The sequence below is a fragment of the Streptomyces sp. NPDC020597 genome, from assembly GCF_044335095.1.
Taxonomy (GTDB): domain Bacteria; phylum Actinomycetota; class Actinomycetes; order Streptomycetales; family Streptomycetaceae; genus Streptomyces.
This window is the reverse complement of record NZ_JBIRUL010000009.1, coordinates 320141-343145: the sequence shown is the minus strand read 5'-3', so window position 1 is coordinate 343145 and position 23005 is coordinate 320141. Positions and strand designations below refer to the sequence as shown.

Sequence of the window (23005 nt, the reverse complement as noted above, 5' to 3'; positions counted from 1 at the left end):
CCACACGCCGCAACGACGTGCACAGCAAAGCCGATCACGGCCACCGTCAACCATCAGCTGGGATCGAAGTGTCAAGCATCTCCCGGGACCGGACACAAGCACCTCATCCCAGCGGGATAAGACTTTCTCTCCTTCATCAAGGCGGCTCGCTCCGCTCCCCGCGCGCGGCCCGGCCCCCGGCCGGGCCTGCGCTCCTGTCTCCGCCCCGCTCCAGCCCGGCCGGTGTCCGTGCCGCGCACACAGCGATCAGCCGCCTTAAAGCATCGATCTCATTAGAGCACGCACCACAAGGTGATCATCGTCCGAATTTCTCCACTGTACGACCTCCATATAGCGGCGCCCTCCCAGCGTGAACGGGCTTTCTCCAATGGCGGAGGCGTTAAAAGCTTGCACCGTATCCGCAAGAGGCGCGTTAGTCACCACGAGCAGGGAGGTCACGTCGCCCGGCAATGAGGAGAGTCGCTCTTGCTGCACCTCAAGATTCCTTGCGCCGAATGAACCGCTCGAATAATATTTAACCTGGATTGCAACGAACGTTTCCGGCCGCGAACGATGCGCAACACGGAAGCTATAGCCTTGGTCGACCAAAAGATCTGCCGAGGTTATATCGAATCCAGCAGCTCGAACGAGGTCAATCATTGCTTTCTCAAACCGCAGTCCTTGCGCTTGAGGAGTGGCTGCCAGGGTCAGAGCATCGATCAGATTTCTTGCCGCGGATACGAATGAGACCGCACCTTCTTGCGTTAGCTCCGATTCCCCTGTATGCGCGATACGATTACGAATCTGGTTCAACTCTTTGGCGGAGCGTGCCATTTCTTGGGAGATTAGCCCTTGCTGTGCAAGTTCCCCAATCATCTGCATCGCAGTAGTCCGACGATGTTGCGATGGGTCATCTGGAAGCGTCCTGCGTAGCGCCTTTTCAACCTCAACCCAGGTACTGACGACAGCATGGGCAGTATTCGATTCAGCCAATCGTTCTAGATGCCGAAATAGCTCGTCGGATTCCGACTGAGCATTTACCATCTCCACATTTTGCACCGAGTCTTCACTGACGGCGACCTGCAGGAAGTCGCGAGCGTAGGTAAGCAGTCGATCCGGCTTCAGCATGTATAGCCGGACGCCGGCCTCGCGGAGCAGCTCTTCGGCTAGCTCATTACGAGGACCCAGAGGAATGCGATTTCGAGTGCGCCACCAATCCTCCTTTGTATCCCCAGTCACCAAAAGAACATCTTTGACTCTCAGTTTAGCCTCATGAATCAATTGAAGCCATACGAGGTAGTCTCCCACCTCCGTATCATCGCCTCGTGATTGCTTCTTCTTATCTTTATAGCCAGGCGGCACTTCTTTCTCGATGCGCCGCTTTCCTTCGACTACGGCAGCCTCATGGTCCTTCGCGTCGAGACGTCCGCCAATTTTTCCTTGCAGCAGGGCAGTAAGATTTGCCACTACTGCATCCTTTGATGTATCCGCCTCCATCTCAATTCCGCTGCTATCAACCACGGCTTCCATGCTGCCGATTACATCTTCGAGTGCACTCGTCAGTTTCGATTCAAGCTGGAAGGCGCTTGCCCGGTCCAAGGAGACGCGGTTTACCCAGTGGCGCAGATCAGAAATTGGCTTGTCTAGGCCGGATCTCAGAGCCGAAATAGATTGCTGAAGCTGCCTTTCTGGATCCTCAAGAGCGCTCTCACGGTTGCGCCAAAATTCATCCATGACTTGATGTGGAACCCAAAGGCGCGTCTCAAATTTCTGCAGTGTGGCCAGGAGAGAGCTCCGCGCGTCCTGGTTGTATCGATAGAGGTTCAATAGAACATTCGTATCAACAACTATGAGCCCCTCACTCAGGACATTTTTCCAGTCATCTTCAGTGGGGGTTGTGTAGCCGGAAAACCCATCGAATATCCCGCGTTCACGCGGGACATCAGAACTTGAAGCTTCGCTCGTCTCTTCATCTGTCACGACGGCAGCGTAGCGTCACAGTCGCTGACAAGGCGGGACATTGCAGACTTCCACAGTAGGGGGCTGCGGCTGGATGAGGCCGACAGTCCCAGCCTCCACCAGGTGCTTCGAAGCAAGAAGCCGAGGCTCGTGTCACTCAACGTGCCAGACTCAGGGGAACAGCAGGAACTGCGCAACGGATGCGCCCAGGTTGGAACGCCCGTTCGTCGCAGATCAACCCACCAACTACCCCATGGATAACCAAGCTTCCAAGTCAAGAGCTTCCGCTATCGCAACGGTCCCGCCGTCACAGCTTGCTCTGGTCGACGCCATTGGCAGCGTGGCTGAGGCCGGTGGGGGCGCAGCGAGGCACACGCGTGCGTAATCGGTCGGCGCACCCGCCGTCGTGGCTGACTGTCGTCGGCTGAGGTTCAGGCGGGGCGCATCGAAGGTGCCGGCCTCATCGAGCGCGGCAGAGCTGGGCCGTCCCTGGGCCGTCCGAGGTCACTCAGGGGGGGCCAAGGACGACCAACGCCGACCACCAGGCGCACGAGCCCACCGTCCTTGACCAGCGAAAACGCAGGTCAGCAAGATCCCCGGCAAGACCCAGGGCAAGAAGAAGTAACGCGACGCTGTTAAGCCCCTGACCTGTGATTTCTTCGCGGGGCGGGGGCTTCCGGTGCCGGGGGTGCGAAGTCGGCAAGGACTCTCCATTGCCCTGCCACCCTGGACACCGCATCCTCGGCGTATGCCAGTCTCTCCTGATACCCGTGATCTTTGCCGGTCCGTCTTCGCGCCGGACGTAGTGGAGCTCGCCGTTATGGCTCTGGGGACTTACACCGGGCCAGATGAGACGTGGGTTCATCAGGCCGCCACCAGGCTCAGCGAAGGAGAGCTTCACCGCTTGGCCCACTGGTTGAAGGAGGCTGAGCGAAACCTGGACACCTTCCGCTGGTACGCCAGCGAACCCACCGACGTGTCACCAGAGACACACCGGTTCGCGGTTGAGTTCACCAACGCGCTGATGGACAAGGATGTCCCCAAGCCGCCAGGGCCGCGATAAGGACCGTGCCAGACCCGTGCCAGATAGCGCGGGGAGCCACGGGGAACAGCGGTCACTCACCGACCACGTCCACATGTCGCGACGTCGCTGCGCAGCAGGTCAGCGGGTCTATCGAGCGCGGAGAACCCAAGCTTCCCAAGCTCAGAGTGTCCGCAGCATGCTCGGGGCTCCCCGGAGAGTTAGAGAAGGTCCCGCCAGAAGGGCGCCGTCGCTCGAGGGTTCCAGCTCTCGTCGACGTCGCCCCGCGCTTCGTCGAACTCCTGGTGCACGTAGTCGGCCAGGTCCAGGCCGTAATAGATGATGTCGGTCTGCCACATCGAGAGCACCGGATGCCCGAAGCATCCCCGGCCAGCGGGCAGGTATCGGTGGCCATAGACAGGCACCAGCACCGGCACCTCCGCCAGATGATGCCGCGCCGTAGCCAGCGCCGCCGTTCCGTCGGCTGGACGTTCGCCCCAGCCCTCGTACCAGAACCCGTTGTGCTCAACGTCGAGTAGTAGGCCCTCGACCGGCCAGTCGAGCTGTCGACGCAAGCTGTCCAGATCACCACTCCTCCACTCTGGCCAGGGCCTGGACCAGGTCTGCCCGTCCTCGGGAGGGACGTTGACCGGGAGCCCGGCCGCAAGAAATGCTCGGTGATCGTCCGCGAACTCGAAGCCGTACTCGCGCTCGACGCGCGTGAACTCGGCCTCCGTCAGCCCCGCCTCGAACTCATAGAGGCCCGTCTGTGCCAGGCGATGTGCGGCCTCCGCACCCAGGCGTACTCCCTCATTGCTGATCACCGCCGCACGCTAGCGCCGATCGCATCCAACCGTCACCCGAGTTCTGCGCGGGCTCCGTCTCAGTTTCTTTCTCATTCAGCCCCGTTCAAGGCCCTTCAGGCGAGACCACGAGTCGGCTGCAACCCACGAGCGGACCGTCCGTGAACGCAGGTGAAGCCCCGTACGCGACACTGCAAGGCACCAACACAGTCGGAAAGCGGGTTGGCCGTGCGCAGGTTCAGCAGGCCGAGTCGGGTTGGGATTGCCGTACGCCAGTGCACGCCACCAGCGTGTTGCCGTCCGCATCGAGAAACAGCACGTAGATCCACGATCCGTCGGCAGTCCTGATCTGCCCCAGTCGAACCGGTTGGCTGCATAGGTCGAGGCGTTCCACGGCCCGGGCCAAGCCGGAGGTCTCGATGCCCCTCCGAAGGGTGTGACGGAGTCGGCGCCCGTAGACCGTCGCGAGTGACTTGGGTGAAGTCGTTCCGTCCCAGACGACGTATGAAGCGTCGGCGCGGAGTGCAGCCAGAGCGGCCGACGACGTGTCGTCGCCACCACGCAGCAGCCGTTCGAGCTGTTCCCGTTCCATGGCCCCACCCTGAGGCGTTGACGAACCCCGTATCGAACCGCTCAGCAGATGTCAGCCCACCTGGCCCGGCTCGAACGGGCTGGTCCCCTCCACAAGCTGAGGCCGCTTGGGGTGCGGCGAGGCATACGCGTGCGTGGTCGGTCGGCACACCCGCCGTCGTGGCTGGCTGTCGTCGGCTGAGGTTCAGGCCGTCGAAGAGAGGCCGCTTTCTCTGTTCCGGTGCCCCTGGTCTCAGCGGTAGCCGACATAACGCAGCGGGGAGGGGAGCCGAGTCGTGCTCGGGCTCCCCTCCCCGGTTGAGACAGAGGGTCGTCGGCGGCAGGCGTTGCTTGCGGCCGTTGCTTCAGAAGCGGTGCGGTTCGCTCATCCCCAAGAGGTGACCGCGGCTGATTGCGACGCGGAGCACGTCCCGGAGCCTCCCGGTCAGCTCCCCGGTCAACCGGCGCAGGTCCTCCGGGTCCGTGGCCTGGTCGTCGAGGGTGTTCGAAGCGTGCTCCACCAGCATCGCTGCCGTGTCGAGCTGCTCCGCTTCGATGTTGTCAGCCAGGCGGGACATGTAGCCGCCCTTGTCATCCGTGCTCAGGTAGCAGGGCTTGCCCTCTGGGCCTGACCACGGGAGGAGGCGCAATTCGTTCCGTGTTGTCATGCTGACGGCTGCCTCTCTTCGAGCGTGTGATGGGTGGTGAAGACTGCGTCGGCTCGATCCCCTGGGAAGACCAGAAGGGCTGCCTCGACCACTCGGCCGTTGGAATCGGTCGCGATGCGCGTGATCGCCAGAACCGGCGTGGCGGAGTTGGTCCGCAGGGTCGATGACTCGTCCGGCGTCGGCGGGCGGGCGCAGACCGTTTCCCGGACAGCGGCCGGCGGAGAGCTGAGTACGGCGAATCTCTTGACTGCCTCTGGGCCCGGGGATTCGTCGTCGAGCACTCCCGCTGGCGCCAGGTCGCGCGGGATGTAGATACGGGCCAGTCCGTGCGGTGAATCCCCCTCGTGGCTGATGCACAAGAACTCCGCGAGTGGACTGCCCGTCGGCACCCTCAGCAAGGTCGTCAGGTGTCCGTCAGCCTGGACTGTGGCGGTGCGAACGGTGACGCGTAGGGCCGCTTCGGCGGCGGTCCACGGGTCCAGCGTCCCCCAGCCGCCGACGTACATGATTCGGCGGAGCGGGCGACGGACGAAGTTGCCCTTGCCGTGAAGCTTCTCGACGAGGCCTTCGCCCTGGAGCACCGCGAGAGCGCTCCGCAGAGTTGCTGTGCTGACCTTGTATCGATCGGCCAAGCCGGTTTCGGATGGGAGTCGTTCACCTGGCTTGAGGTGGCCGGTCGTGATCTGGTGCCGGAGGTCGTCGGCGATGTGGTGGTGGCGAGGGGGCACGGTTCGCATCACCGCCGCCTCATCATTCGCACGGCAACGAGCCGGGTTCGCGTGTGTATGGTCAGCAACTCGCCCGATTCGAAGACGATTTGCTTTGCACCTTGGCCGAGCTGGAAGAGGTCCTGCACCCGGCATGCACGGCCTCCGAGTTGGATGACGTCACCGCGCTGCACGGTGGCTGCGGTCACCTCGACGTTGGATGCCAGCGTGCCGACAGGCGCTCGTTCCCTCACTGCTGCACCTCCGAGGGCTTCATCTCTCCCGGAGTCGAATGGCACAGGCAGTCGCACGCCTCGTAGACCACCGGGAGGTCGACCGGTGCCGCGACGGGGGAGGACTCCGCACAGACGTGGTGGGTGCCGATCCGGCACGCGGTCGATCGGTAGGTGACGGGCGAAGTGTCCGTGACGCGAGTCTGTCGACGAGGAGGCATCAATGGACACCCACCAAGGCCGACCACGCGTCGGCCGGCAGATACGGAGCGACGAGTACGTGGCGCGTCCTCACGCGCTTCTCCCAGGCCAGTACGTACGGGCGGACGAGCGCGATGTCCTCGCCCCTGAGCGTTTGCCGGTGGTCTGCTTCGCCGGAGGCAGGCCGGTGGGCGGCCGCCGTCCCGTCCGAGCGCAGGGAGGGTGCGGGGGTCGCCGACGGCCTGGAAGCCGTTAAGGGGCGGCGGTGTCTGCCCCTGGGGAAGTGCCGCTCCCTGGTGAATGAGACGGCACGGCGGATACGGTTGAGCACGCTGGTCAGCTCCTATCGCTGATCGCCCGGTCCCCCGACATCGCCCATCGAGGGGACCGTTTTGCGTACGACCGCCCAGAGGGTGCGGCCGTTCATGCTGGTGGCCAGAAGCCCGAATCGATCGGCCTCCGCCACGACGTCCAGGACCTCCCGCCACGACTCGGCGGAGAGCGCGTCCGGCACTTCCGCTTCCACCGACGTGTGCCGGGGGTGTTCCTCCACTCGCGTGAGTAGCCCGAGGGCGGACAGCCGGGCGGCGAGGGCCGCCGCGCTAACTCCCGAAGCGGGCACAGGGCAGCCTCCGTCACCAGCGATCACTTTAAGTGAAGCTAGTTAACTAGATTAGAGCTAGTGGACTAGATTTTCCATATGTCTGAGCAGCCGCCCTATCTCCGCATCGCCGAAGCACTCCGGCAGCAGATCGCGGAGCACGTCTGGGTACCGGGAGACCGCCTCCCCTCCCGCGCCCAGATCGGCCAGGAGTACGGCGTGGGTGAGAACGTGGTGCGCCGGGCACAAGAGTTGCTGATCTCCCAAGGCGTGCTCGAAGGCCAGGCCGGATCCGGCACGTACGTCGCCGAGCCCAGGCAACGGGTGCGAGTCGTTCGCTCGTCGGCGCGAGAGCAGCCCGAAGGGTCCCCGTTCAGCTCGGACATGAAAGCCGTCGGGAGACAGGGGTCTTGGGAGAGCCGGACCGACGCGAAGGTGCCGGCTCCCGCCGAGATCGCGACGCGTCTCGGGATCGCCGACGGCGATCTGTGCGTGCGCACGACCTACGAATTCCTTGCCAACGGCAGGCCCGTGCAACTGTCGACGAGCTGGGAACCGTACGACCTCACCGCGGGCACGCTCGTGGTTCTTCCTGAAGGAGGGCCGCACGCCGGGGCGGGTGTTGTGAACCGCATGGCCGCGATCGGCGTCACCGTCAGCCACGCCGTGGAACAGCCGGAGCCTCGACAGGCGACCGCCGAGGAGGCATCGCTACTGGGCGTCCAGAAAGCCTCGCTCGTGACTCACATCCGACGGACGTACTACAGCGACCAGGGGCGGCCCGTCGAGACGGCGGACATCGTCGTGTCCGCCGCTCGCTGCGAGATCGTCTATGAGATCCCGATCAACCGGTAGCCGACGCAGACAGGCGACAGCTCAACTGACGCCCATCAGCCGGCCGCGCCCTCAGCTCTCCTCGTCCTCGACCAGGCCGACGGCGAAGGGGAACGCCTCCAGGAAGTCGCGCCTCGCAGGGTCCTGCTCCGCTTCAGCCAGGTCCGCGAGGGCCTGCACGAGTCGCTCGCGTTGGCCCGAGGGCAGGCGCAGCAGTTCCCCGCCGACGCTCTCCATGATCTTCACCGCGGAATCGGGATCCACTTCGTCGTCCCCGCAACTCTCCAGCCACCACACGACATCGACTAGCACGCCGGCGAGTGCTGGCACGAGCGGATCCCTGTCAGTCATGCGTGCACCGTAGCCGAGCCCTATGACAGCGCCCAGCAGCTCTGTGAGTTGCCGACTGCCGCTCCGTTAGGGTCCAGCACATGACCAACGACGCCCCGGCCTGCCCTGGTTGCGGCCAGCCCATGAAGTTCGGTGGCCTCGTACTGTCCAAGCGGGAGGACGACGGCCGACGGACCTGCCGGTCGCTGTGGAGATGTGCCGGTCGGCATGTCTGGTGGGGCTGGGCCGACCGGCCGGAGGAGCCGTTGGAGCCCTGCCCGGTGCCGCAGCTGTTCCGCTGAGATCAAACTGTGCCCGGATGCGCGCTGGCCTAGCCACAGCGCGTCCGTATTCTCATCGGTCGAATGTGTGTCGAAGGCGCCGAACGTCCACACTCAGCGCCCACAAACGGCCAGGTCAGGCCCACTCATCCGGGGATCAGCTCAAGCGCCTTCTAAGCGCTTGGCCGCAGGTTCGAGTCCTGCCGGGGGCGCAAGTCTCCGCCCTCCCTCCGGGAGGGCATTTTTGCTGTTCAGAGCACGTGTGGCGCGGCGCGCCGAAGCCCCGGGACACCTCCCGACGATCATGGGGAGGTTCCGGGGCTGTGCGGCCTCCAGCGGCCTCCAGCGGCCTCCAGCCGCCGTCCTCGACGTGTTGCCGCAGGATGCACGTCAGGGCGGGATCCCCCGGCACTGTGCGCGTCTCACCCTCGGCACGGCCCTTCAGCTCACGTTCCTCGTGGATCTCCCCGGTGTCGGTCCACTGCTTGCCGACCTCCGGAGTCGCCGTGTGGATCAGCAGCTCACACCACTGGTCCCCGGCGTCCGGTCCGGGCAGCGTCACATCCTGCACTCGCATGGCTACGGCTTCCTCCGGCCGTAGAGCGCAGTGGTACAGCGTGGCGAAGAATGCATGCAGCCGCGTTCCCCCGCGTGGCCGGCGACGGATCCAGTCGAGGAGCGCCGCCGCCTGGTCTGCGTTCATCAAGGACCGCTGTCCACGGCGTTGCTGGTCTTGGTGACAGCCGTCGACTCCTTCCCCTTTGGTTCCAGGGGCGCCCGCGGCGGGGCGCATCCACCGGGAGCGTGGCCAGACGTTCCAGTCAGCAGGTGATCCGTTGCTCGCAGCTGAGGAAGCGCGGGCTGTCATCGAGGGTTTCCGCAAGAGCTGAGCCGGCAACTGCCGCGAGACCGATGACTATCAGAGCGATTACGGCTCGGAGTTGCAGGGGTAGCGCGTCCCAGCGGTCACGGGGGCCGAGGGTGAGGATTACCGCCGGACACGTTCCGGGTGATCGGCCGCGTTTGCGAACCGGTGAGCGACACAATCACACGACGGGGCAGCCGAGTTGAACTCCACCGGCGCGAGCACGTAGAACCGCGGCAACAGGGTCTCCTGGATCTCGGTTGGCTTCGCAACCCCGAGCTACCAAGACGCCCCGTCTTCGTGCCCGCGGCCAGCGGCGATCACCCGATCGAGACTCCCACCGCAGATATTTTCTCCTTGCGGGTCTGGGTCCGGTCCTTCTGGCATCCACAGCTGACTCAGGCCATCGCCTCCGGCGGAGCCGAGAACGTGAAGGCGTCGAAGCCGGGCGCCGGGGTGTCGCCGTCCGGGGGTGCCGACGCGTCCGCACCCGTGTCCGGGCCCGCCCCGCCCGCGAGGTCGAACGCCACGGCCCCGAAGTCCTGCCCCGTGCAGTAGGGCGTGTCCGCCTGCGCCACCGCGGAGGCCTGCTGATCGGTGGACGTGGCATGGTCCTGCTGTTGTGGCTCTGCCGGTGCTGCCGAGGGTGGGTCGGCCCGGAACTCGTACTGGTCGGCCGGGATAGGGCTGTCCGGCTGCTGGGGCGTCTGCGTCGACGGCGGACCGGTGGACGTGGGCTCGCCGATGATCGGGATGCCGTCCACCCGGTCGCCGGCCTCTTCCCGTATCCCCGCGTCCGCGGCGCCGCCCCCGTCGGTCGCGGGCGGCGGAGCGGCCGTACCGGCGTCGGGCGCCCCGGCGTCCTGACCACCGCCGGCTGTCTCCTCCCCGTCACCGCCCCCCTCGCCGTCTCCTACGACCTGACCGTGGCTTCCGTGGCCGTCGCCTACCGGGGCAGGCGCCGGAGCCGGTGACCCGGGCGAGGGCTGGGGTGCGGTGTTGTCGTGGGGATCGTGCCCCCCTCCGTGATGCCCCGGGTGTGGCTGCGAGGAGCCCGAGGCTCCCTTGCCCCACGGATACGGATCCTTGCCGCTCCAGTCGGGCGCGTGGGGCTGGGGCTCGCCCTTCACGGGCGGCAACTTGTCGTGGTGATCGGGTGTCACGCTTGGCGTCTCGGGCGGGGTCTGGTGCCCTTGCGTGTCGGAGGGCCCCTGGTTGTTTCCGTGTCCATGTCCGTGCCCGTGCCCAGCACCGGAGTGCCCGCCAGGGGAGTCGCCTTGGTGCCCGTGCCCGTGCCCGTGACTGTGGTGTCCGTGCTCGGGCCCCTGCTGTCCGTGCCCGTGTTGGCCGTCCGCAGGCTGCCCGTGTCCGACGTGCTGCCCTGGACCGGCCCCCGCGTCCGCGCCCGTCCCGGCGTCGGATCCGGCCGTACCGTCGCCACCGCCACCACCCCTGTGCCCGTTGCCGCCCTCCGGCGCGGTCCGCCCCTGTCCCGGCGTGACGGTGCCGGGCGTTCGCGTGCCTCCGGGGGAGTTGCCCGGGCTCGGTCCGAACCGGCGTCGTTCCCCGTTCGCCCCGGTGCCGCCGCCACCCCGTGCCGGCGGTCGGCCGGTCCTGCGGAAGATGCGCCAGCGTTCGCCCATCGCGCCCACCCCCAACGGCGTACGACACCTCCACCCGCCCGCGATTGTCCCCCGCGCCGACAGGCCCTGTCACCAGGCGCAATCGCCTTCCCACGCGCGCCCTCCGTATGACCCCGCACGCCCATGGCGGAACCCTTCGGGCAGCGCGACGATGCCGCGTGCGTGAGCCGCACGGCCGCGCGGCAGCCTGGGCTGGGCGACGGGGGTCGGTATGGCGAGCGGAGCGGGACCGTCACCTGGGGCCGGGCGGGGGCCGGGTGCGCGCAGCGCGCTGTTCTGGCCGGGGCTCCTGGTGTGCGCATTCGGCGCCATGCTCCTCGCGACGGGCATCGACGGTCGCGTCGCCGACGGCCGCTCGCCCCTGTGGTCGAACTCCCGGGACCCTTCGGTGCCCTGGCTCGAAGCGGCCCTGCGCGGGGAGGGGCCGCCCTGGCCGCAGCCCGGCGCGCCCCTGGCCTGGCTCGACCTGGTGCTGCTGGGCGTCTTCAGCGTCAACACCGGTCTCGTACTCTGCCACCGGGTGGTGCGGCCGGGGCCGGGCGATCTGTGGGGCCGACTGTTGCACACCGTGTCCCAGGCCGTGTTGGCCGCAGGAATGATCAAGTTCGTGCATTTCGGTGACTGGACGAGTCGGCCACACCCGGCCGGGTCGCCGCCCGTCGACGACACCCAGGCCTACACCGCCCTCGGGGTGTGCCTCGTGGCCGGGCTGATCGGACTGGCCGGCTACGGCCTGTGCGGAATCATGCCGCTGATCAGGGCCGAGGCGGGCATCACCGAGACGAACCGCGAGTGAACGGGGACCGCGCCCGCACCGCCGGCGCGAGAAGGGGGAGACCCGGATGATCGTGAACGAACCGTCACCCGGCGGCGCACCGGACGAAGAGGCGGGACTGTACGAGGAGGCCGGCGAACTGCACCGCCGGGGCCGGCCCGAGGAGGCGCTCCTGCTGCTGCAGCGCCTCCTCCAGCGGTCACCGGACGACGTCGCCGCACGCTTCGCGCTCGCCGTCTGCCTGACCGACCTGGGGCGGGCGCCCGAGGCGCAGGCGAACCTCCGGCGCGTCCTGGACAGTGAGCCGCGTCACCATCTGGCCGCGTACCGTCTCGGCCGGATCCTGCAGGCGGAGGGCGCGTCGGGGGAGGCCGCCGAGGCCTACCGACGGGTCCTGACGGTCACCGACTACCAAGACACCCGGGCCCGGCTGCGCGAGTGCGAGGCCACCGCGGCCGGCCCACAGCCCCTGCCGCCTCCGGCCGGACCCGGCGGCGGTGCGCCACCCCTGGTCGGTCCGACGCTCACGCCGGGCCCGCCGACCCTGCGGGCCCGGGTCGACTCCCACCGGGTGGCCGACCGCGGCCACATCGTCCGCTCGGTCCACCTCAAGGCCCGCCATCTCCTCCCCACACTGCTGAGGCACCTGCTGATCGCCGTGGCGCTCGCCGTTCTGCTGTTCGTCGCGGGAGAGAGTCTGCGGATCCCGATGGGCGTCCGCATGCTCGGAATGCTCGCCCTCCTGGCCGTCGTGGCCCTCATCCTGGCTTTCCCCCTGGTCGCGTACGTCAAGACGCGTACCAACAGCGCGGACTTCTACGAGTACGGCGTCGACGTGAAGGCCGGGTTCGTCCGGCGCCGGGTCCAGTTCGTCTGGTACTACCAGATCGTCGAATCACCCAGCTACGTACGTACCTTCGGCACATATCTCACCAACACCGCCTCCCTGGGCGTGCGCTACAACGAGGCCGGTGCCTCGTCCACGGAGTACGTCGAACTCCCCGGCATCGGCACGCCCGACGACGTACGGGAGATCCGCAGATACGTCGAGTCGCGCATCTTCCCCGAACGGCATGTCATCCGCGGCCCGTGGACCTGACGCCCCGTCCGACGCCGGTCAGGACGCGGCCCCGCACGGCAATGCCCCGCGACTTCGCCGCTGGCGTCGGTCACCCCACCCATTGGTGGGTCTGTGCCAGGGGTGGCGGCGTACGACAAGGTGAGCGGGGGGTCAGGGCTGGCACATATCGGCCAATCGGCCCCGTCCGTCACGCTCACACGGTTGTCGGTGCGTCCCCGCCAGCCACTCATTGTGTTCGAGGCTAGCGGGTCGTCTTCAGCGGCGATTGCTTGCTCTGTCAGGAAACCGTGCTCGTCCTCCAGGGGCTCCCGGCTGTACCGGTGCAGTTGGCCGGCCGGAGTCGGCTCGGCTTCTTGATGACGATCAACTCGCCACGGTCGGGTACGGCCTCGATGTACCACAAGCCGCCCTCCATCAGCGTGGCGGAAGTGGTGTCGCAGGGTGGCGTTCTCATCGAGGGCCCGGAAGCACGCCACGGTCTCCGCCCGATGCGCTCCAGATCAACCGCGGGACCACGCGCCGGGCGTTGGTGCTCCGAGTTGTCGCTCGGCAGACCGTCCGCCCGTCGCATGGCAATCCGCCCCGCGTGAGCAGCACTCAGACCAAGTCGCCCACGGGGCTGTCACAGCCAGGGACTCCGCCCTCTGTGTCAGTTCCTCCGGCGACGCCCCTGCGCATAGGGGCCGTGGCGATCATGTTCCCGCCATTCCTCGTCACGGGGGTCGCGGTCTTCGCCGTCCTCGTTGTCTCCAGGGGTCGAAATGTGTTCCCCCTTGTTGACCTTGGCCAGCAGCGAGGCCAGGGGATCAGGGGGATCGTCGCTGAAACGACGGGGTCCCCGCTCGGGCGGTGGCCCCGGCTCTGCCCTGTCTTGACGCGACGACGTACGGCTCATGAGCAGCCCCCTCCGACTCACTGAGATGCACTCGACACCTTCCCTCGGAGTATCGCGGGCAACCCGATTCGTGGGCTTAGCTGACGAGGCCAGGAAGGTGCGCCGTCAACACCGATGGTCCGGTGCTTCGATTGACTCGAGACCCGACATGAGCGACAGGTCGGCCGGGGTGGGGTCGGTCGCGACGAGCGTGATCGCCAGAACTGGCGTGCCGGAGTTGGGCCGCAGGGTCGGCGACTCGTCTGACGTCGGCGGGCGGGTGCCGCACACCGTTTCCCGGACAGCACTCCCGGACGGAACTTCGGCCAGCCGATGTCGGGCGGGCGCGGCGGGATTCTTGGGGGCTGCCATCCGCGGGGCGCGGCAGGGTCCCGCCGACGCTGGCTGGCGGGGCCCGGGTGGCGCGGGGTCAGCAGGCGTCGTACTTCCAGGCGCCGCCCTCGACCTTCCACGGCTGCCCCTGCTGGTCGAACTTGGGCAGGCCCTTCACTTTGTACGAGACGCGGCCCGTGTCCCCTGAGACGGTGGCGCGCACGTCCCTCGCCGGGTGGTCGGGCCCGTAGCCCTTCGCCGCCTGGTCCGCGGTGGCCGCGTACGTGGCCGGGTCGGCCTTGGCGCGGCAGCGCTTCGACAGGAAGGCGTACGCCGCCTCCCCGGCCCCTCCGAAGTAGAGGTTCACGTACGTGTCCGCGACGCGCTCCAGTTCGGCGGCACCGGGTGCCGCCGGGGTGGGCGTTGTCGCCGTCTCGGCGGCCGTGGCGGGCTTGCTGTTCGGGGTGTCGGCTCTGTCGTCGCCGGACGAGGAGCAGGCGGCGAGGGCGGCGAGCAGGGCGGTGGTGAGTGCGATGGTGGCGCGGGTGCGCATGTGTCCCCCGTGAACGGTGTGTTGGAGGGGGCATGGTGCCACGCCGGGCTCGGTGGGGGCCTCCGCCCGGGGGAATTCGGCGGGGCCGAACTCGAGCCGCGAGCGGGGGTAGTCGTCCCCCCTCTTGTTGGCGATGGAGGCGCCGCCACGACTAGTGGCGGTGCCGGATGTACCAAGCGGCGACCAGCACGATGAGGATGGCAACGACGAATGCCCACACGGTCGTTGCTCCGTGGTACGAGCGGTAGTCCATCAGAGCGAGCATGTTCAGGCGGATACCCCGGGCGAGCGGCTTCAGCCCGCACGCCTCCGCCCGCACCCCTCCGCCCGCACCCCTCCGCCCGCACGCGTCGGCCTGCGTACGTCGGCCTGCGCACGTCGGCCTGCGTACGTCGGCCGGTCTTCTGCCGCGGCGCGTTTGACGCGACATCGCGAAGCCCCGGACACCCCCTCGACGATCACGGGGGGATCCGGGGCCGCCCGGCTGTCACCGGGTTCTTGCGGGTGGCGCCGTCGAGTGCGCGTCGAACTCTCGGCGTCGACCGGGTCAGGGCCTGGATGCAGCCTCTTCCCGGAGCTTGTCCAGGACGGCCAGCCTGCCCTCGGAGTGGATGCGCTGTGTCGTGACCCTGTCCGGGTAGCAGCGCACGAACATCGAGGTGAAGTGGCTGCCGTAGTGGAGTACTTCGGCGTCGTCCGTGCTGTCGAGCGGTCGGGCCGCGGCCTGGAAGCTCGGTTCGTGGAAGTACGCGAAGGCGTAGCGTTCGTCGTCGGCCAGTTTGACCTTGTGCGGGGTGGAGAGCAGTTTCCCACCGGTGAGGAACTGGAAGAGGTCGCCGGGGAACACGGTGAACGTGTGCGGTACCGGCCGCACGTACGTCCACGCGTCGTCGTCCTCGTACACGCCCGCGGCGCTCTCCTCCGGCAGCCAGTTGCGGTTGCGGCGCTCGCCCTCGATCGGGGGCCGGATGTACAGGGCCTGCCCGACCTCGTCCTGGGTGGCGATGACCAGCAGACCGTAGTCGGTGTGGGCGCCGATGCCGCGGTCGCCGGCGGCCGACGCTGCCGGGAAGCGCAGCACGCGCATGTGGTGCCAGCCGTCGTCGGTCAGTCGCGTGAACGCGTCGAGGTCCTGGCCGAGCCCGAGCGCGGCGAGCTGGAGGAGCCGGTGCCCGAGGTGGCCGGACTGCTCCATGTAGGCGTTGACGGCCTGCCGGTACTGCTCGTCGGGCCAGGGCACGGGTCCGTGACAGGGCCAGCTCTCCGCGACCCGGCTGTCGTCCGGCGGCACGTCCTTGGTGACGGTGAATATCTCCGATCCGTCCTGGACGCCGTCCGTCACCTCCTCGCCGGAGGCGACGTAGCCGCTGTAGGTGAGGTCGCTGACGTGCCGGGACTTCTCGGCGAGGGGTAACGCGAAGAACCTCCTGCTCGCCGCGTAGGCGTCGGCGACCACGGATTCCTGCGCGGGCCGCATGGCGACCTGGAAGATGCCGTCCCGCTGCCAGGCTTCGATCATCCGCTGTCCGAGCCGTATGTCTTCCGGGGTCCCGGTGACGGTCTCCGGGACGTCGAAGGTCACTAGATCAGTCAACTGCGTTCCTTTCGGAAGGGATTACGCGGGAGAACGGGGCACGAGGGGGAGAGGTGACCGTGTGCGTGAGGTCGCTGCCGACCACTGCCGACCGGCCCGGGCGCCCTGCCGTGCCATGCGCGCACGGCACGGTGGGCGACGACCTCGCGGCCGGCAGGGCCCTTCCCGCGATTCGCCAGGCCGGCGACAGGCAGCGGCTGCGCGGCGGCCGAGCCGGTGGCGTCGCGCACCTGGTCAACAGGGCGGGACCGGGGCCGGGGCCGGGGCCGGGGCCGGCGCGGAGGAGTTACGCCGGGTATTCAGCGATGCATGCAGCGATGCATGTCACGACCGGTTCCCGTGAAGTGGCTTTCGTCGTTTCCGTCGTGGGCTTGCACAATTGCCGGATCCGGCCTTCCGACGGCATCGGCAACCGTGGGACATCGACGGAGGCGTCGCCGACGGCAATACGCTCGTATGGAACTCTCGACTTTCACCGTGCATTCTCCTGATTCGCCGTCCAGAGGCATGCAAAGATCCGGCACGTCTCCTCGGGAGGGAATAGCGACTGAACCACGCACTGGGGCGTGGGGCTGTGAAAGGACCACCTCTCCGCAAGAACACCCGGACTCTACAACCCTCAAGTATCTGGGGTCGACTACGAGAATCCTTAGTCCCGGACCCCCAAACCGCCCAAAACGGAGCACTGCTTCACGAGGAGGCACCGGGTGCCGTTCTCCCGCCGCTCCCGCATGAACTTCGGTGTTACTCGCGGGTTTCCCGTAATTGGTCCGAGCCTTTCCCGGAGGCGACCCTGCCGGCGGGCCGACAGGGTCATCCCAACGTGTCTCTGCACACAGCAGCGGGACACCCTTGACCAACTACCGTTGCTGCAAGGCAAACTGACAGGGAGACACCCGCTTCCCCCACGTTCACCACTTCTCATGCCTCATGCGCGCAGAGTGCTCCGGCCGATCATCTGCAGCGTTCCGCGCACACCGTTCGACCTAGGCGGAAGAGACAACGGCGTCCTTCCACGGGGCCGCCTCTCATGGTCACGACCGAATGCAGCGCACCGGGTCGCTTCCGGCCACCCCCCGAAAGAGGTACAGCTTTGTCCCCGTCACCTCGGCCACACCCCACAACCGTCACAGCTGTCGACGAACTCCCGGAACTGCCCGCAAACCCGGTGCCGAATGTCTCGTCGGCGACCGCCACGGCCGTGGGCACGGTCGACCGCGACGCCGGGCTCCGTATCGTGGCGGCCAACGACGCGTTCTGCCGGCAACTCGACCTCACTCCCGCCGAGGTGAGAGGGCATTCCCTGTCCCGTTGCTTCCGTCCGGACTCCTGGGAGAGTCTGCGGGAACACTTCACTGGGCTTCTCGTGGACAGACGCAGTGATTTCAGCGTTCCCCTGACGTTAATCGGCGCCGGCGGCGAATACACCGACTGCATGGTCACGGGCATCGCCCTGGACATCGACTGGGCCGACTGCACCACCGTCGTCCTCATCGTCGTGGACGGCACAGGCAGCAGCCCTCGCAGCCCGGCGCCGGCGCCCGCCGCGCTGACGACCGTGCCCGCCCGGATCCTGGAAGGGGTGGCGGCCGGCCTGTCCACTCAGCAACTGGCCTCGCGGCTCGACTTGAGCAGCCACGGCGTCGAGTACCACATCAGCGTGATGATGCGGAAACTGCAGGCGCCCAACCGCTCCGCTCTCGTGGCGCGCGCCTACGCGCTGAACCTCTTCATGCCGCAGTGCTGGCCGCCTCGGCTGAAGCCGCAATACGTGGCGCGGTTCCCGGTGGGCGGCTCCTCGGTCGCCGCCCGCAACGCCGACCCGGCGAACTCCGGCCTCGTACCCACACCGCGACGGACCAGGAATCCCGTATGAGGGTCGCGCCCGGCGTGTGGGCCCTCCCCGGCTCCTGAACGCTGACGAATCGGGTACGCGTGAGCGCGCAGCGCCCGGCAGTGGAATCGTCGCTCACCGGCAGTGGGACGTCCGCCCACTGGCAGTGGGACCATCGCCCACCGGCAGTGGGACGTCCGCTCACCGGGCGTGGACCGCGAGCAGGGCCGAGCCGTCGCGCAGGACGACCCGCACCCCTTCCGGGCCGCTCACCGTGCTGCGCGCCCCGGCCCTCGTCACCGGTGTCGCACCTGTGGCCGCCACCGCCACCGCCGCCGGGTGTACGCCGTCGACGAGCAGATCCGCCATGCGCAGGTCGGCGGGGCGCAGATCCGTCATGCGCGGATCGGCCGGGTGCACTTCGGGAGGGACGGCCGGCGGGGGCGGCCAGGCGAGCACGGCCGGGGGCACTGCGGGCGCCGAGACCTCCAGTGCGCGCAACGGCATCCGCAGGCCCACGCCGAGGGCCTTCAGCACGGCTTCCTTCCTGGTCCAGACGCGCAGGAAGGCGGGGCGGCGCTCGGCGGGAGGCAGGGCGTGCAGGGCGGCGAGCTCGGTTGGGGACAGTGCGGTCCGGGCGGCGCCTTCGACGTCGAGGGGCGCCTCGACGTCCTCGACGTCGAGGCCCACGGCCCCGTCCGAGGACACCGCCACGCCGATGACCGCTCCGCTGTGGGTCACGGAGAAGTCGTAGGGCGCGGGGGCGTCCGGCATGGCCAGCCGGACCTTTCCGTGCGGTCCGCCGCAGCGGGGACACACACGCCGCAACGGCACGCGGGCCGGGGACAGGCCGAGCAGCTCGCCCAGGAGCAGGCGGCTCAGGGCGCAGCCGACGAGGAAGCGGGCCCGGTCGGCCGGGGCGACGGTCTCGTCGTGGCGGCCGCGCTCCACGGGGTCGAGGAGCGTGAGCAGACCGGCGTGGGCGTCGCCGAGGCGCGCCCACGCCACCTGCACGGAGATCACGGGCCCGGTGCCGGAGGGAGAGGGACGGGTCAGTGCACGGCGCGCAGCATACGCGTGACGTTGATCCGTGTCGGCGAGAGGCCGAGTTCGACGCTCTGCATCATCCGCTCGCCGTTCAGCCGGCCGTAGGCCAGGAGGTCGACGTTGGCGAGACTGAATTCAGGCCACGTGTGAATGCTCAGATGCGATGCGGAAAGCAGCAGAATAGCGGTGACGGCGCCGTTCGGGAAAACGTGCGATGCCTCACCGAGAACCGTGGCGTTTCCCTTTTCGGCGGCCGTGCGCAGCACCTTGAGGAGGCGCTCCTCATCGGTCAGGATGCTGTGATCGCTCACCCATACGTCGACCGCATAAGAGCACAGATCGTCGACGTTTATACCCTCGGTGGCGAGGCTGGCGGAGTTGGTCATGGGGAACCGGGGGTGACGAACAGCTTCCCCCCGTCTCCTTTCACATAGGCGCTCGGTGGCCCCCAGCGTAGCATCCGGGGCGCCCTACGGCTCGCGCGCGCCCTGCGTCAAGGGGGCGCGGGGTCACTCGGGGCATTGTGGCGGCGATTCTCCCGGACCACTGCGGAAGCTTTCGTGAAAGCCGTTCCGGAACCGTTTCGGAAGCCCTCGTGAAATCCGTTGCGGAAGCCGCTCAGGAAGCCGTTGGGAAATTGTTTCCGCGAACCGTCCGACAGCTCACCGGAAACGCTGCGGCACCGCTTACGGAACACCCGCAGAAGCATTCCCCGTTTCCCCGTTTCGCGCCGCGATTTCCCATTGTCTCCGCCGTATGGGAGTGGGTCCGTTCGGCCGCCTACCAGCCCGTATACTGGATGGTCCCGCAATCCACCGTTCAGCTTGCCTGGAGCAGCATTGTGACCAACGCGCGTCGGCACCCTGGGAGCAGCACCGCCGAATCCGTGCTCACGGAAGTCGCGGACGCCGTCCGGCTCCAGGAGGGTCCGCCGGGAGTGCGGTCAGTCCTGCGCGCCCTGCGCCGGCTGGCCCCCGCCTCCACCAAGGACCTCAGCCGGGCCACCGGGCTGCCTGTCCCGATCGTCGCAGCACTGGGCAACGAACTGCGCCGGCGCGGCCTCGTCACCACACAGCGCCCGTCGCGGCTGACCGAGGACGGTCAGGAGCTCGTCGCCCGGCTCGGCATGGACCTCGTCCTCGACGCCACCTGCCGCACCTGCGACGGACGCGAGCTGGTCGTCCCGGACGTGCTGGACGAGGCCGTGCGGCGGCTGCGCGCGCTGATGGAGTCGGGTCCCGCCGCCGACATGTCGATCGACCAGTCGCACTGCACGGCCGAGACCAAGGTCCGGCGGGTGCTCGCGCTGCTCACGGCCGGCGCGCTGCCGGGCGGCTCGCTCCTGCTGATCGGGGACGACGACCTGATCTCGCTCGCCGTCGCCGTGGTGGGAGAGGTGCTCGGCGGCCCGATCGTCGAGCAGGTCACCGTAGTGGACATCTCCCAGGACATCCTCGACCACATCCAGAAGACGGCGGCCGGTCTCGGCACGCGCGTGGAGACGGTCCGGCACGACCTGCGGCTGCCGCTGCCCGCCGCGCTGCACGGCCGGCACGACGTGGCCATGACCGACCCGCCGTACACCCCGGAGGGCGCCCGGCTCTTCCTCTCCCGCGCCGTGGAGGGTCTGCGGCCGGGTCCGGCGCACAGCGTCTTCTTCTCCTTCGGCGGCAAGAGCCCGGACGAGATGCTCGAGGTGCAGCGGGAGATCATGGCGCTCGGCCTGGTCACCAACGGCTACATCCGCAACTTCAACGAGTACGAGGGCAGCGGCATCCTCGGCGGCGTCGGCTTCTTCCAGCACCTCCTGACGACCACCTCGACCGCCCCCTCCCACCTGGGCGAGTTCAGCGGCCCGCTCTACACGGGCGACAAGCGCACCCGGCAGCGCGAGTACACCTGCGCGGCGTGCGACGCCCGGGTCCGCGTCGGTCCCGGCGCCCGCTGGACGTCGGTGGCCGCCCTGCGCGCCGACGGCTGCCCGAACTGCGGCAAGGGCCCCTTCCGCCCCGGCCGGCTGGTCCCGGCGGAGGAACCGGCTGCCCCGGCACCGCAGAACGCCGCCACCGCGACGGCCCCGCAGGACACGGCGCCCGAGCCGGCCCCCGCCGTGGCCCCGGCGCCCGCACCCGCCGCCACCGCCCCTGCTCCGGCGCCCGCCCCCACCTCAACCCCCACCCCCACCTCCACGTCCGGACGCGTCCACGGCTGGCGCCCCCCGGCCGACGACGAACGGGCCGCCCTCGTCGAGCGGGCGCAGCCGTACGTCACCCGCCGGGCCGACGAGCGCGACCTGCCGGCCATCGGGCGGTTCGAGGCCGAGATCGCCCGGGTCTCCTTCGGCGAGGACGCCATCGACGACCCCGAGCGGTGGGCGGCCCGGCTCGGCCGCGCCATGGAGAAGTCGAAGGAGGGCATGATCGTCGCCCACGCGCCGGGCGGTGAACCCGTCGGCTGGTGCTGGGTGAGCATCAACCAGAACGCGATGACCGGCGACCGTTACGCCAACTTCCGCTCCCTCGCGGTGTCCCCCGTCGACAACCGCAGCGACGTCGCGGAACTCCTGCTCACGGCGGGCCTGGAGTTCTGTCTGGCGAACGGCATCACCGAGGTCGTCGGCCGCGTGCACGTGGGCAACGTCCCGATGCGCACCGTCTACCGCAAGTTCGGCTTCGACCCGACCAGCCTGGCGATGAAACTGTTCCTCCCGGAGCAGGACGGCGTGCGATGAGCGGCACGGACAGCTTCGATCCCGACCGGGTCAAGTGCGTCGTCTGGGACCTCGACGGCACGCTCTGGGACGAGATCGCCGTCGAGTCGGCCACCGACGCGCTGCCCGTGCCCCGCGCCCGGATGCTCGCCGCGATCGACGCGCTGGCGGCCCGCGGTGTGCTGAGCAGCATCGCCAGCCGCAGCGCGCCCTCGGTGCTCGGCCGCCTGGACGGCGTGCCCGAGCTGCGGGCGCGCTTCCTCGCGCCGCAGGTCTCCTGGCAGGACAAGAGCGAGTCGCTGCGCGCGATCGCGAAGGACCTCGGCATAGCCGTGGAGGCCCTGCTCCTGGTCGACGACTCGCCCTACGAGCGTGCCGAGGTCGAGGCCCTGCTGCCGGGCGTGCGCACGCTCGACCCCGCGGAGGTCCCCGCGCTGCTGGCCGCGTTCGAGGGCCGGGAACAGACCCCCGAGTCCCGCGCGCGCGTGCACCGCTACCGCACCGAGGAGACCCGCCGGGCCGAGGCCGAACGCTTCGAGGGCACCCGTGAGGAGTTCCTGCGCTGGTGCGGCATGCGCCTGACCGTAGGGGCCGCCACACCCGAGGAGATCCCGCGCGCGCTGGAGCTCGCCGCGCGCACGCACCGGCTGAACTCCTCCGGTCTCACCCCCGACCGGCTGCGCGAGCTGGCCGGCTCGCCAGGACACGGCCTGTTCACGGCCGCCATGACGGACCGTTTCGGCGACTACGGCGTCATCGGCGCCGCCCTCGTCGACGGCACCGCTCCCACCGTCCGGTCCGTGCCGTTGCTGGCCCTGTCCTGCCGGGTGGCCGGACGGGGGGCGGCGGCGGCCTTCCTGTTCCGGCTGATGGAGCGTTCCCGCGCGGCCGGCGCCGAGGAGTTCAGGGTGACGCTGCGCCCGACGGACGCCAACCTCGAGATGCGCATCCTGCTGCGCCAGGCGGGTCTGCGCCGCACGGACGACACCGCCGCCACCGACACAGCCGCGGGCGCGGCAGGCGCAGGCGCCGCGGTCCTCGGCAGGTCCCTGCACGGTGACCTGCCCGAGCCGCCCGCATGGCTGCACGTATCCGACCGAGAGGACATCGAGGCGTGAGCGACACCCCGGACCGGGACGCGGTGGAAGGGGAGATCCGTTCGATGATCGCCGAGGCCGCCCGACTCGACGAGACCTTCGTCGCGGAACTCCCCGCGGACGCCGACCTGTTCGGTCCGCGCATCGGTCTCACCTCGTTGGCCGGCGTCGCCCTGCTGGGCGCGATCGACCGGCGTTACGGCGTCGACGTGGCAGCACTGGACCTGAGCCTGGACAGTCTGCAGTCCATCGCCACCCTGGCCGACTTCGTCGCGGCCTGTCTCCCGGCGCCATGAGGGGAACTGGCCACCCGTCTGTACTACTGCCTGTTCAAAAAGGGTGATCCGTACGGACGCCCCGTGACCGGTCGGGGGCGGCGGCGTTGAACGGGGCGTGCGACGGCGCCCCCTGC

Annotated in this window: 22 protein-coding genes and 1 tRNA gene; 9 read left to right on the top strand and 14 right to left on the bottom strand. The window is 68.5% G+C overall.

The features are described 5' to 3' along the window. Positions 1–255: 255 nt before the first annotated feature. The 8 genes from ACH4ZA_RS19005 to ACH4ZA_RS18970 form a co-directional block, all read right to left on the bottom strand. Positions 256–1959: a PIN domain-containing protein gene (locus tag ACH4ZA_RS19005; protein WP_398430461.1), complete on the bottom strand. Its 1704-nt coding sequence runs from the start codon at positions 1957–1959 to the stop codon at positions 256–258. A gap of 1221 nt (positions 1960–3180) precedes the next feature. After that, complete coding sequence (locus ACH4ZA_RS19000) at positions 3181–3783, bottom strand: hypothetical protein (protein WP_266717847.1); 603 nt, start codon at positions 3781–3783, stop codon at positions 3181–3183. Positions 3784–4000: 217 nt separating this feature from the next. After that, positions 4001–4354, bottom strand: coding sequence for a hypothetical protein (locus ACH4ZA_RS18995; protein ID WP_398430459.1), 354 nt, complete (start codon positions 4352–4354; stop codon positions 4001–4003). Positions 4355–4697: 343 nt separating this feature from the next. Next, on the bottom strand, positions 4698–5000 hold the full coding sequence (locus tag ACH4ZA_RS18990; RefSeq protein ID WP_398430458.1) for a hypothetical protein: 303 nt from the start codon (positions 4998–5000) through the stop codon (positions 4698–4700). Further along, positions 4997–5737, bottom strand: a complete 741-nt coding sequence (locus ACH4ZA_RS18985; protein WP_398430477.1) for a GntR family transcriptional regulator — start codon at positions 5735–5737, stop codon at positions 4997–4999. The genes ACH4ZA_RS18990 and ACH4ZA_RS18985 overlap by 4 nt, the downstream gene beginning before the upstream one ends. Beyond that, positions 5737–5961 (bottom strand): hypothetical protein, encoded by a 225-nt coding sequence (locus ACH4ZA_RS18980; protein ID WP_351004225.1) that lies wholly within the window; start codon positions 5959–5961, stop codon positions 5737–5739. The genes ACH4ZA_RS18985 and ACH4ZA_RS18980 overlap by 1 nt, the downstream gene beginning before the upstream one ends. A gap of 199 nt (positions 5962–6160) precedes the next feature. Continuing rightward, positions 6161–6472: a hypothetical protein gene (locus ACH4ZA_RS18975; protein WP_398430456.1), complete on the bottom strand. Its 312-nt coding sequence runs from the start codon at positions 6470–6472 to the stop codon at positions 6161–6163. 12 nt (positions 6473–6484) lie between these two features. Next, the gene (locus ACH4ZA_RS18970) at positions 6485–6763 is read right to left on the bottom strand and encodes a hypothetical protein (protein WP_351004224.1); all 279 of its coding nucleotides are present in this window, start codon (positions 6761–6763) and stop codon (positions 6485–6487) included. A 78-nt stretch (positions 6764–6841) separates the two neighbouring features. Here ACH4ZA_RS18970 and ACH4ZA_RS18965 point away from each other — a divergent pair, with 78 nt between their 5' ends. Then, positions 6842–7597 (top strand): GntR family transcriptional regulator, encoded by a 756-nt coding sequence (locus tag ACH4ZA_RS18965; RefSeq protein WP_398430454.1) that lies wholly within the window; start codon positions 6842–6844, stop codon positions 7595–7597. Positions 7598–7648: 51 nt separating this feature from the next. Here ACH4ZA_RS18965 and ACH4ZA_RS18960 read toward each other — a convergent pair whose 3' ends face one another. Then, positions 7649–7927, bottom strand: coding sequence for a hypothetical protein (locus tag ACH4ZA_RS18960; RefSeq protein WP_351004223.1), 279 nt, complete (start codon positions 7925–7927; stop codon positions 7649–7651). 80 nt (positions 7928–8007) lie between these two features. On the opposite strand from ACH4ZA_RS18960, the gene ACH4ZA_RS18955 reads away from it, so the two are divergent. Both ACH4ZA_RS18955 and ACH4ZA_RS18950 read left to right on the top strand, forming a co-directional pair. Continuing rightward, positions 8008–8208 (top strand): dehydrogenase, encoded by a 201-nt coding sequence (locus ACH4ZA_RS18955; RefSeq protein WP_398430452.1) that lies wholly within the window; start codon positions 8008–8010, stop codon positions 8206–8208. A 109-nt stretch (positions 8209–8317) separates the two neighbouring features. After that, a tRNA-Arg gene (locus tag ACH4ZA_RS18950) sits at positions 8318–8399 on the top strand. Between the two features lie 1051 nt (positions 8400–9450). On the opposite strand, the gene ACH4ZA_RS18945 is transcribed toward ACH4ZA_RS18950, so the two are convergent. Then, complete coding sequence (locus tag ACH4ZA_RS18945) at positions 9451–10215, bottom strand: hypothetical protein (RefSeq protein WP_398430450.1); 765 nt, start codon at positions 10213–10215, stop codon at positions 9451–9453. A 790-nt stretch (positions 10216–11005) separates the two neighbouring features. Here ACH4ZA_RS18945 and ACH4ZA_RS18940 point away from each other — a divergent pair. Next, a complete protein-coding gene (locus ACH4ZA_RS18940; RefSeq protein ID WP_398430448.1) occupies positions 11006–11491 on the top strand; it encodes a hypothetical protein in 486 nt (161 codons plus the stop codon). A gap of 46 nt (positions 11492–11537) precedes the next feature. Then, entirely contained in the window at positions 11538–12569 is a 1032-nt protein-coding gene (locus tag ACH4ZA_RS18935; RefSeq protein WP_398430447.1) for a tetratricopeptide repeat protein, read from the top strand. A 1286-nt stretch (positions 12570–13855) separates the two neighbouring features. Here ACH4ZA_RS18935 and ACH4ZA_RS18930 read toward each other — a convergent pair. Both ACH4ZA_RS18930 and ACH4ZA_RS18925 read right to left on the bottom strand, forming a co-directional pair. After that, positions 13856–14311 carry a hypothetical protein gene (locus tag ACH4ZA_RS18930; RefSeq protein ID WP_319278369.1) on the bottom strand — a complete coding sequence of 152 codons (456 nt, stop codon included), beginning with the start codon at positions 14309–14311 and terminating at the stop codon, positions 13856–13858. 547 nt (positions 14312–14858) lie between these two features. Continuing rightward, positions 14859–15905, bottom strand: coding sequence for a 2-oxoglutarate and iron-dependent oxygenase domain-containing protein (locus ACH4ZA_RS18925; RefSeq protein WP_398430446.1), 1047 nt, complete (start codon positions 15903–15905; stop codon positions 14859–14861). Between the two features lie 1366 nt (positions 15906–17271). On the opposite strand from ACH4ZA_RS18925, the gene ACH4ZA_RS18920 reads away from it, so the two are divergent. Continuing rightward, positions 17272–17781, top strand: coding sequence for a LuxR C-terminal-related transcriptional regulator (locus ACH4ZA_RS18920; RefSeq protein WP_398430445.1), 510 nt, complete (start codon positions 17272–17274; stop codon positions 17779–17781). Positions 17782–17940: 159 nt separating this feature from the next. Here ACH4ZA_RS18920 and ACH4ZA_RS18915 read toward each other — a convergent pair whose 3' ends face one another. Together ACH4ZA_RS18915 and ACH4ZA_RS18910 are read right to left on the bottom strand one after the other, a co-directional pair. Then, positions 17941–18762: a 4'-phosphopantetheinyl transferase family protein gene (locus ACH4ZA_RS18915; RefSeq protein WP_398430443.1), complete on the bottom strand. Its 822-nt coding sequence runs from the start codon at positions 18760–18762 to the stop codon at positions 17941–17943. Positions 18763–18791: 29 nt separating this feature from the next. Then, positions 18792–19172, bottom strand: a complete 381-nt coding sequence (locus tag ACH4ZA_RS18910) for an S-adenosylmethionine decarboxylase (RefSeq protein ID WP_319172048.1) — start codon at positions 19170–19172, stop codon at positions 18792–18794. A gap of 500 nt (positions 19173–19672) precedes the next feature. Between ACH4ZA_RS18910 and ACH4ZA_RS18905 the strand changes: the two genes are divergently transcribed. From ACH4ZA_RS18905 to ACH4ZA_RS18895, 3 genes are read left to right on the top strand one after another with little or no spacing between them, the layout of a single operon-like run. Next, on the top strand, positions 19673–21517 hold the full coding sequence (locus ACH4ZA_RS18905; RefSeq protein ID WP_398430442.1) for a GNAT family N-acetyltransferase: 1845 nt from the start codon (positions 19673–19675) through the stop codon (positions 21515–21517). Further along, a complete protein-coding gene (locus ACH4ZA_RS18900) occupies positions 21514–22614 on the top strand; it encodes an HAD-IIIC family phosphatase (protein WP_398430441.1) in 1101 nt (366 codons plus the stop codon). The genes ACH4ZA_RS18905 and ACH4ZA_RS18900 overlap by 4 nt, the downstream gene beginning before the upstream one ends. Further along, positions 22611–22889, top strand: a complete 279-nt coding sequence (locus ACH4ZA_RS18895) for an acyl carrier protein (protein ID WP_398430440.1) — start codon at positions 22611–22613, stop codon at positions 22887–22889. Before ACH4ZA_RS18900 ends, ACH4ZA_RS18895 begins: the two co-directional genes overlap by 4 nt. The last annotated feature ends 116 nt before the right edge of the window (positions 22890–23005 follow it).

Coding starts and splice junctions, on each gene's coding strand:
- ACH4ZA_RS18935 (WP_398430447.1), top strand. CDS start 11,538: ATGATCGTGAACGAACCGTCACCCGGCGGCGCACCGGACGAAGAGGCG.
- ACH4ZA_RS18990 (WP_398430458.1), bottom strand. CDS start 5,000: ATGACAACACGGAACGAATTGCGCCTCCTCCCGTGGTCAGGCCCAGAG.
- ACH4ZA_RS18930 (WP_319278369.1), bottom strand. CDS start 14,311: ATGCGCACCCGCGCCACCATCGCACTCACCACCGCCCTGCTCGCCGCC.
- ACH4ZA_RS18965 (WP_398430454.1), top strand. CDS start 6,842: ATGTCTGAGCAGCCGCCCTATCTCCGCATCGCCGAAGCACTCCGGCAG.
- ACH4ZA_RS18960 (WP_351004223.1), bottom strand. CDS start 7,927: ATGACTGACAGGGATCCGCTCGTGCCAGCACTCGCCGGCGTGCTAGTC.
- ACH4ZA_RS18955 (WP_398430452.1), top strand. CDS start 8,008: ATGACCAACGACGCCCCGGCCTGCCCTGGTTGCGGCCAGCCCATGAAG.
- ACH4ZA_RS18900 (WP_398430441.1), top strand. CDS start 21,514: ATGAGCGGCACGGACAGCTTCGATCCCGACCGGGTCAAGTGCGTCGTC.
- ACH4ZA_RS18940 (WP_398430448.1), top strand. CDS start 11,006: ATGCTCCTCGCGACGGGCATCGACGGTCGCGTCGCCGACGGCCGCTCG.
- ACH4ZA_RS18995 (WP_398430459.1), bottom strand. CDS start 4,354: ATGGAACGGGAACAGCTCGAACGGCTGCTGCGTGGTGGCGACGACACG.
- ACH4ZA_RS18910 (WP_319172048.1), bottom strand. CDS start 19,172: ATGACCAACTCCGCCAGCCTCGCCACCGAGGGTATAAACGTCGACGAT.
- ACH4ZA_RS18985 (WP_398430477.1), bottom strand. CDS start 5,737: ATGCGAACCGTGCCCCCTCGCCACCACCACATCGCCGACGACCTCCGG.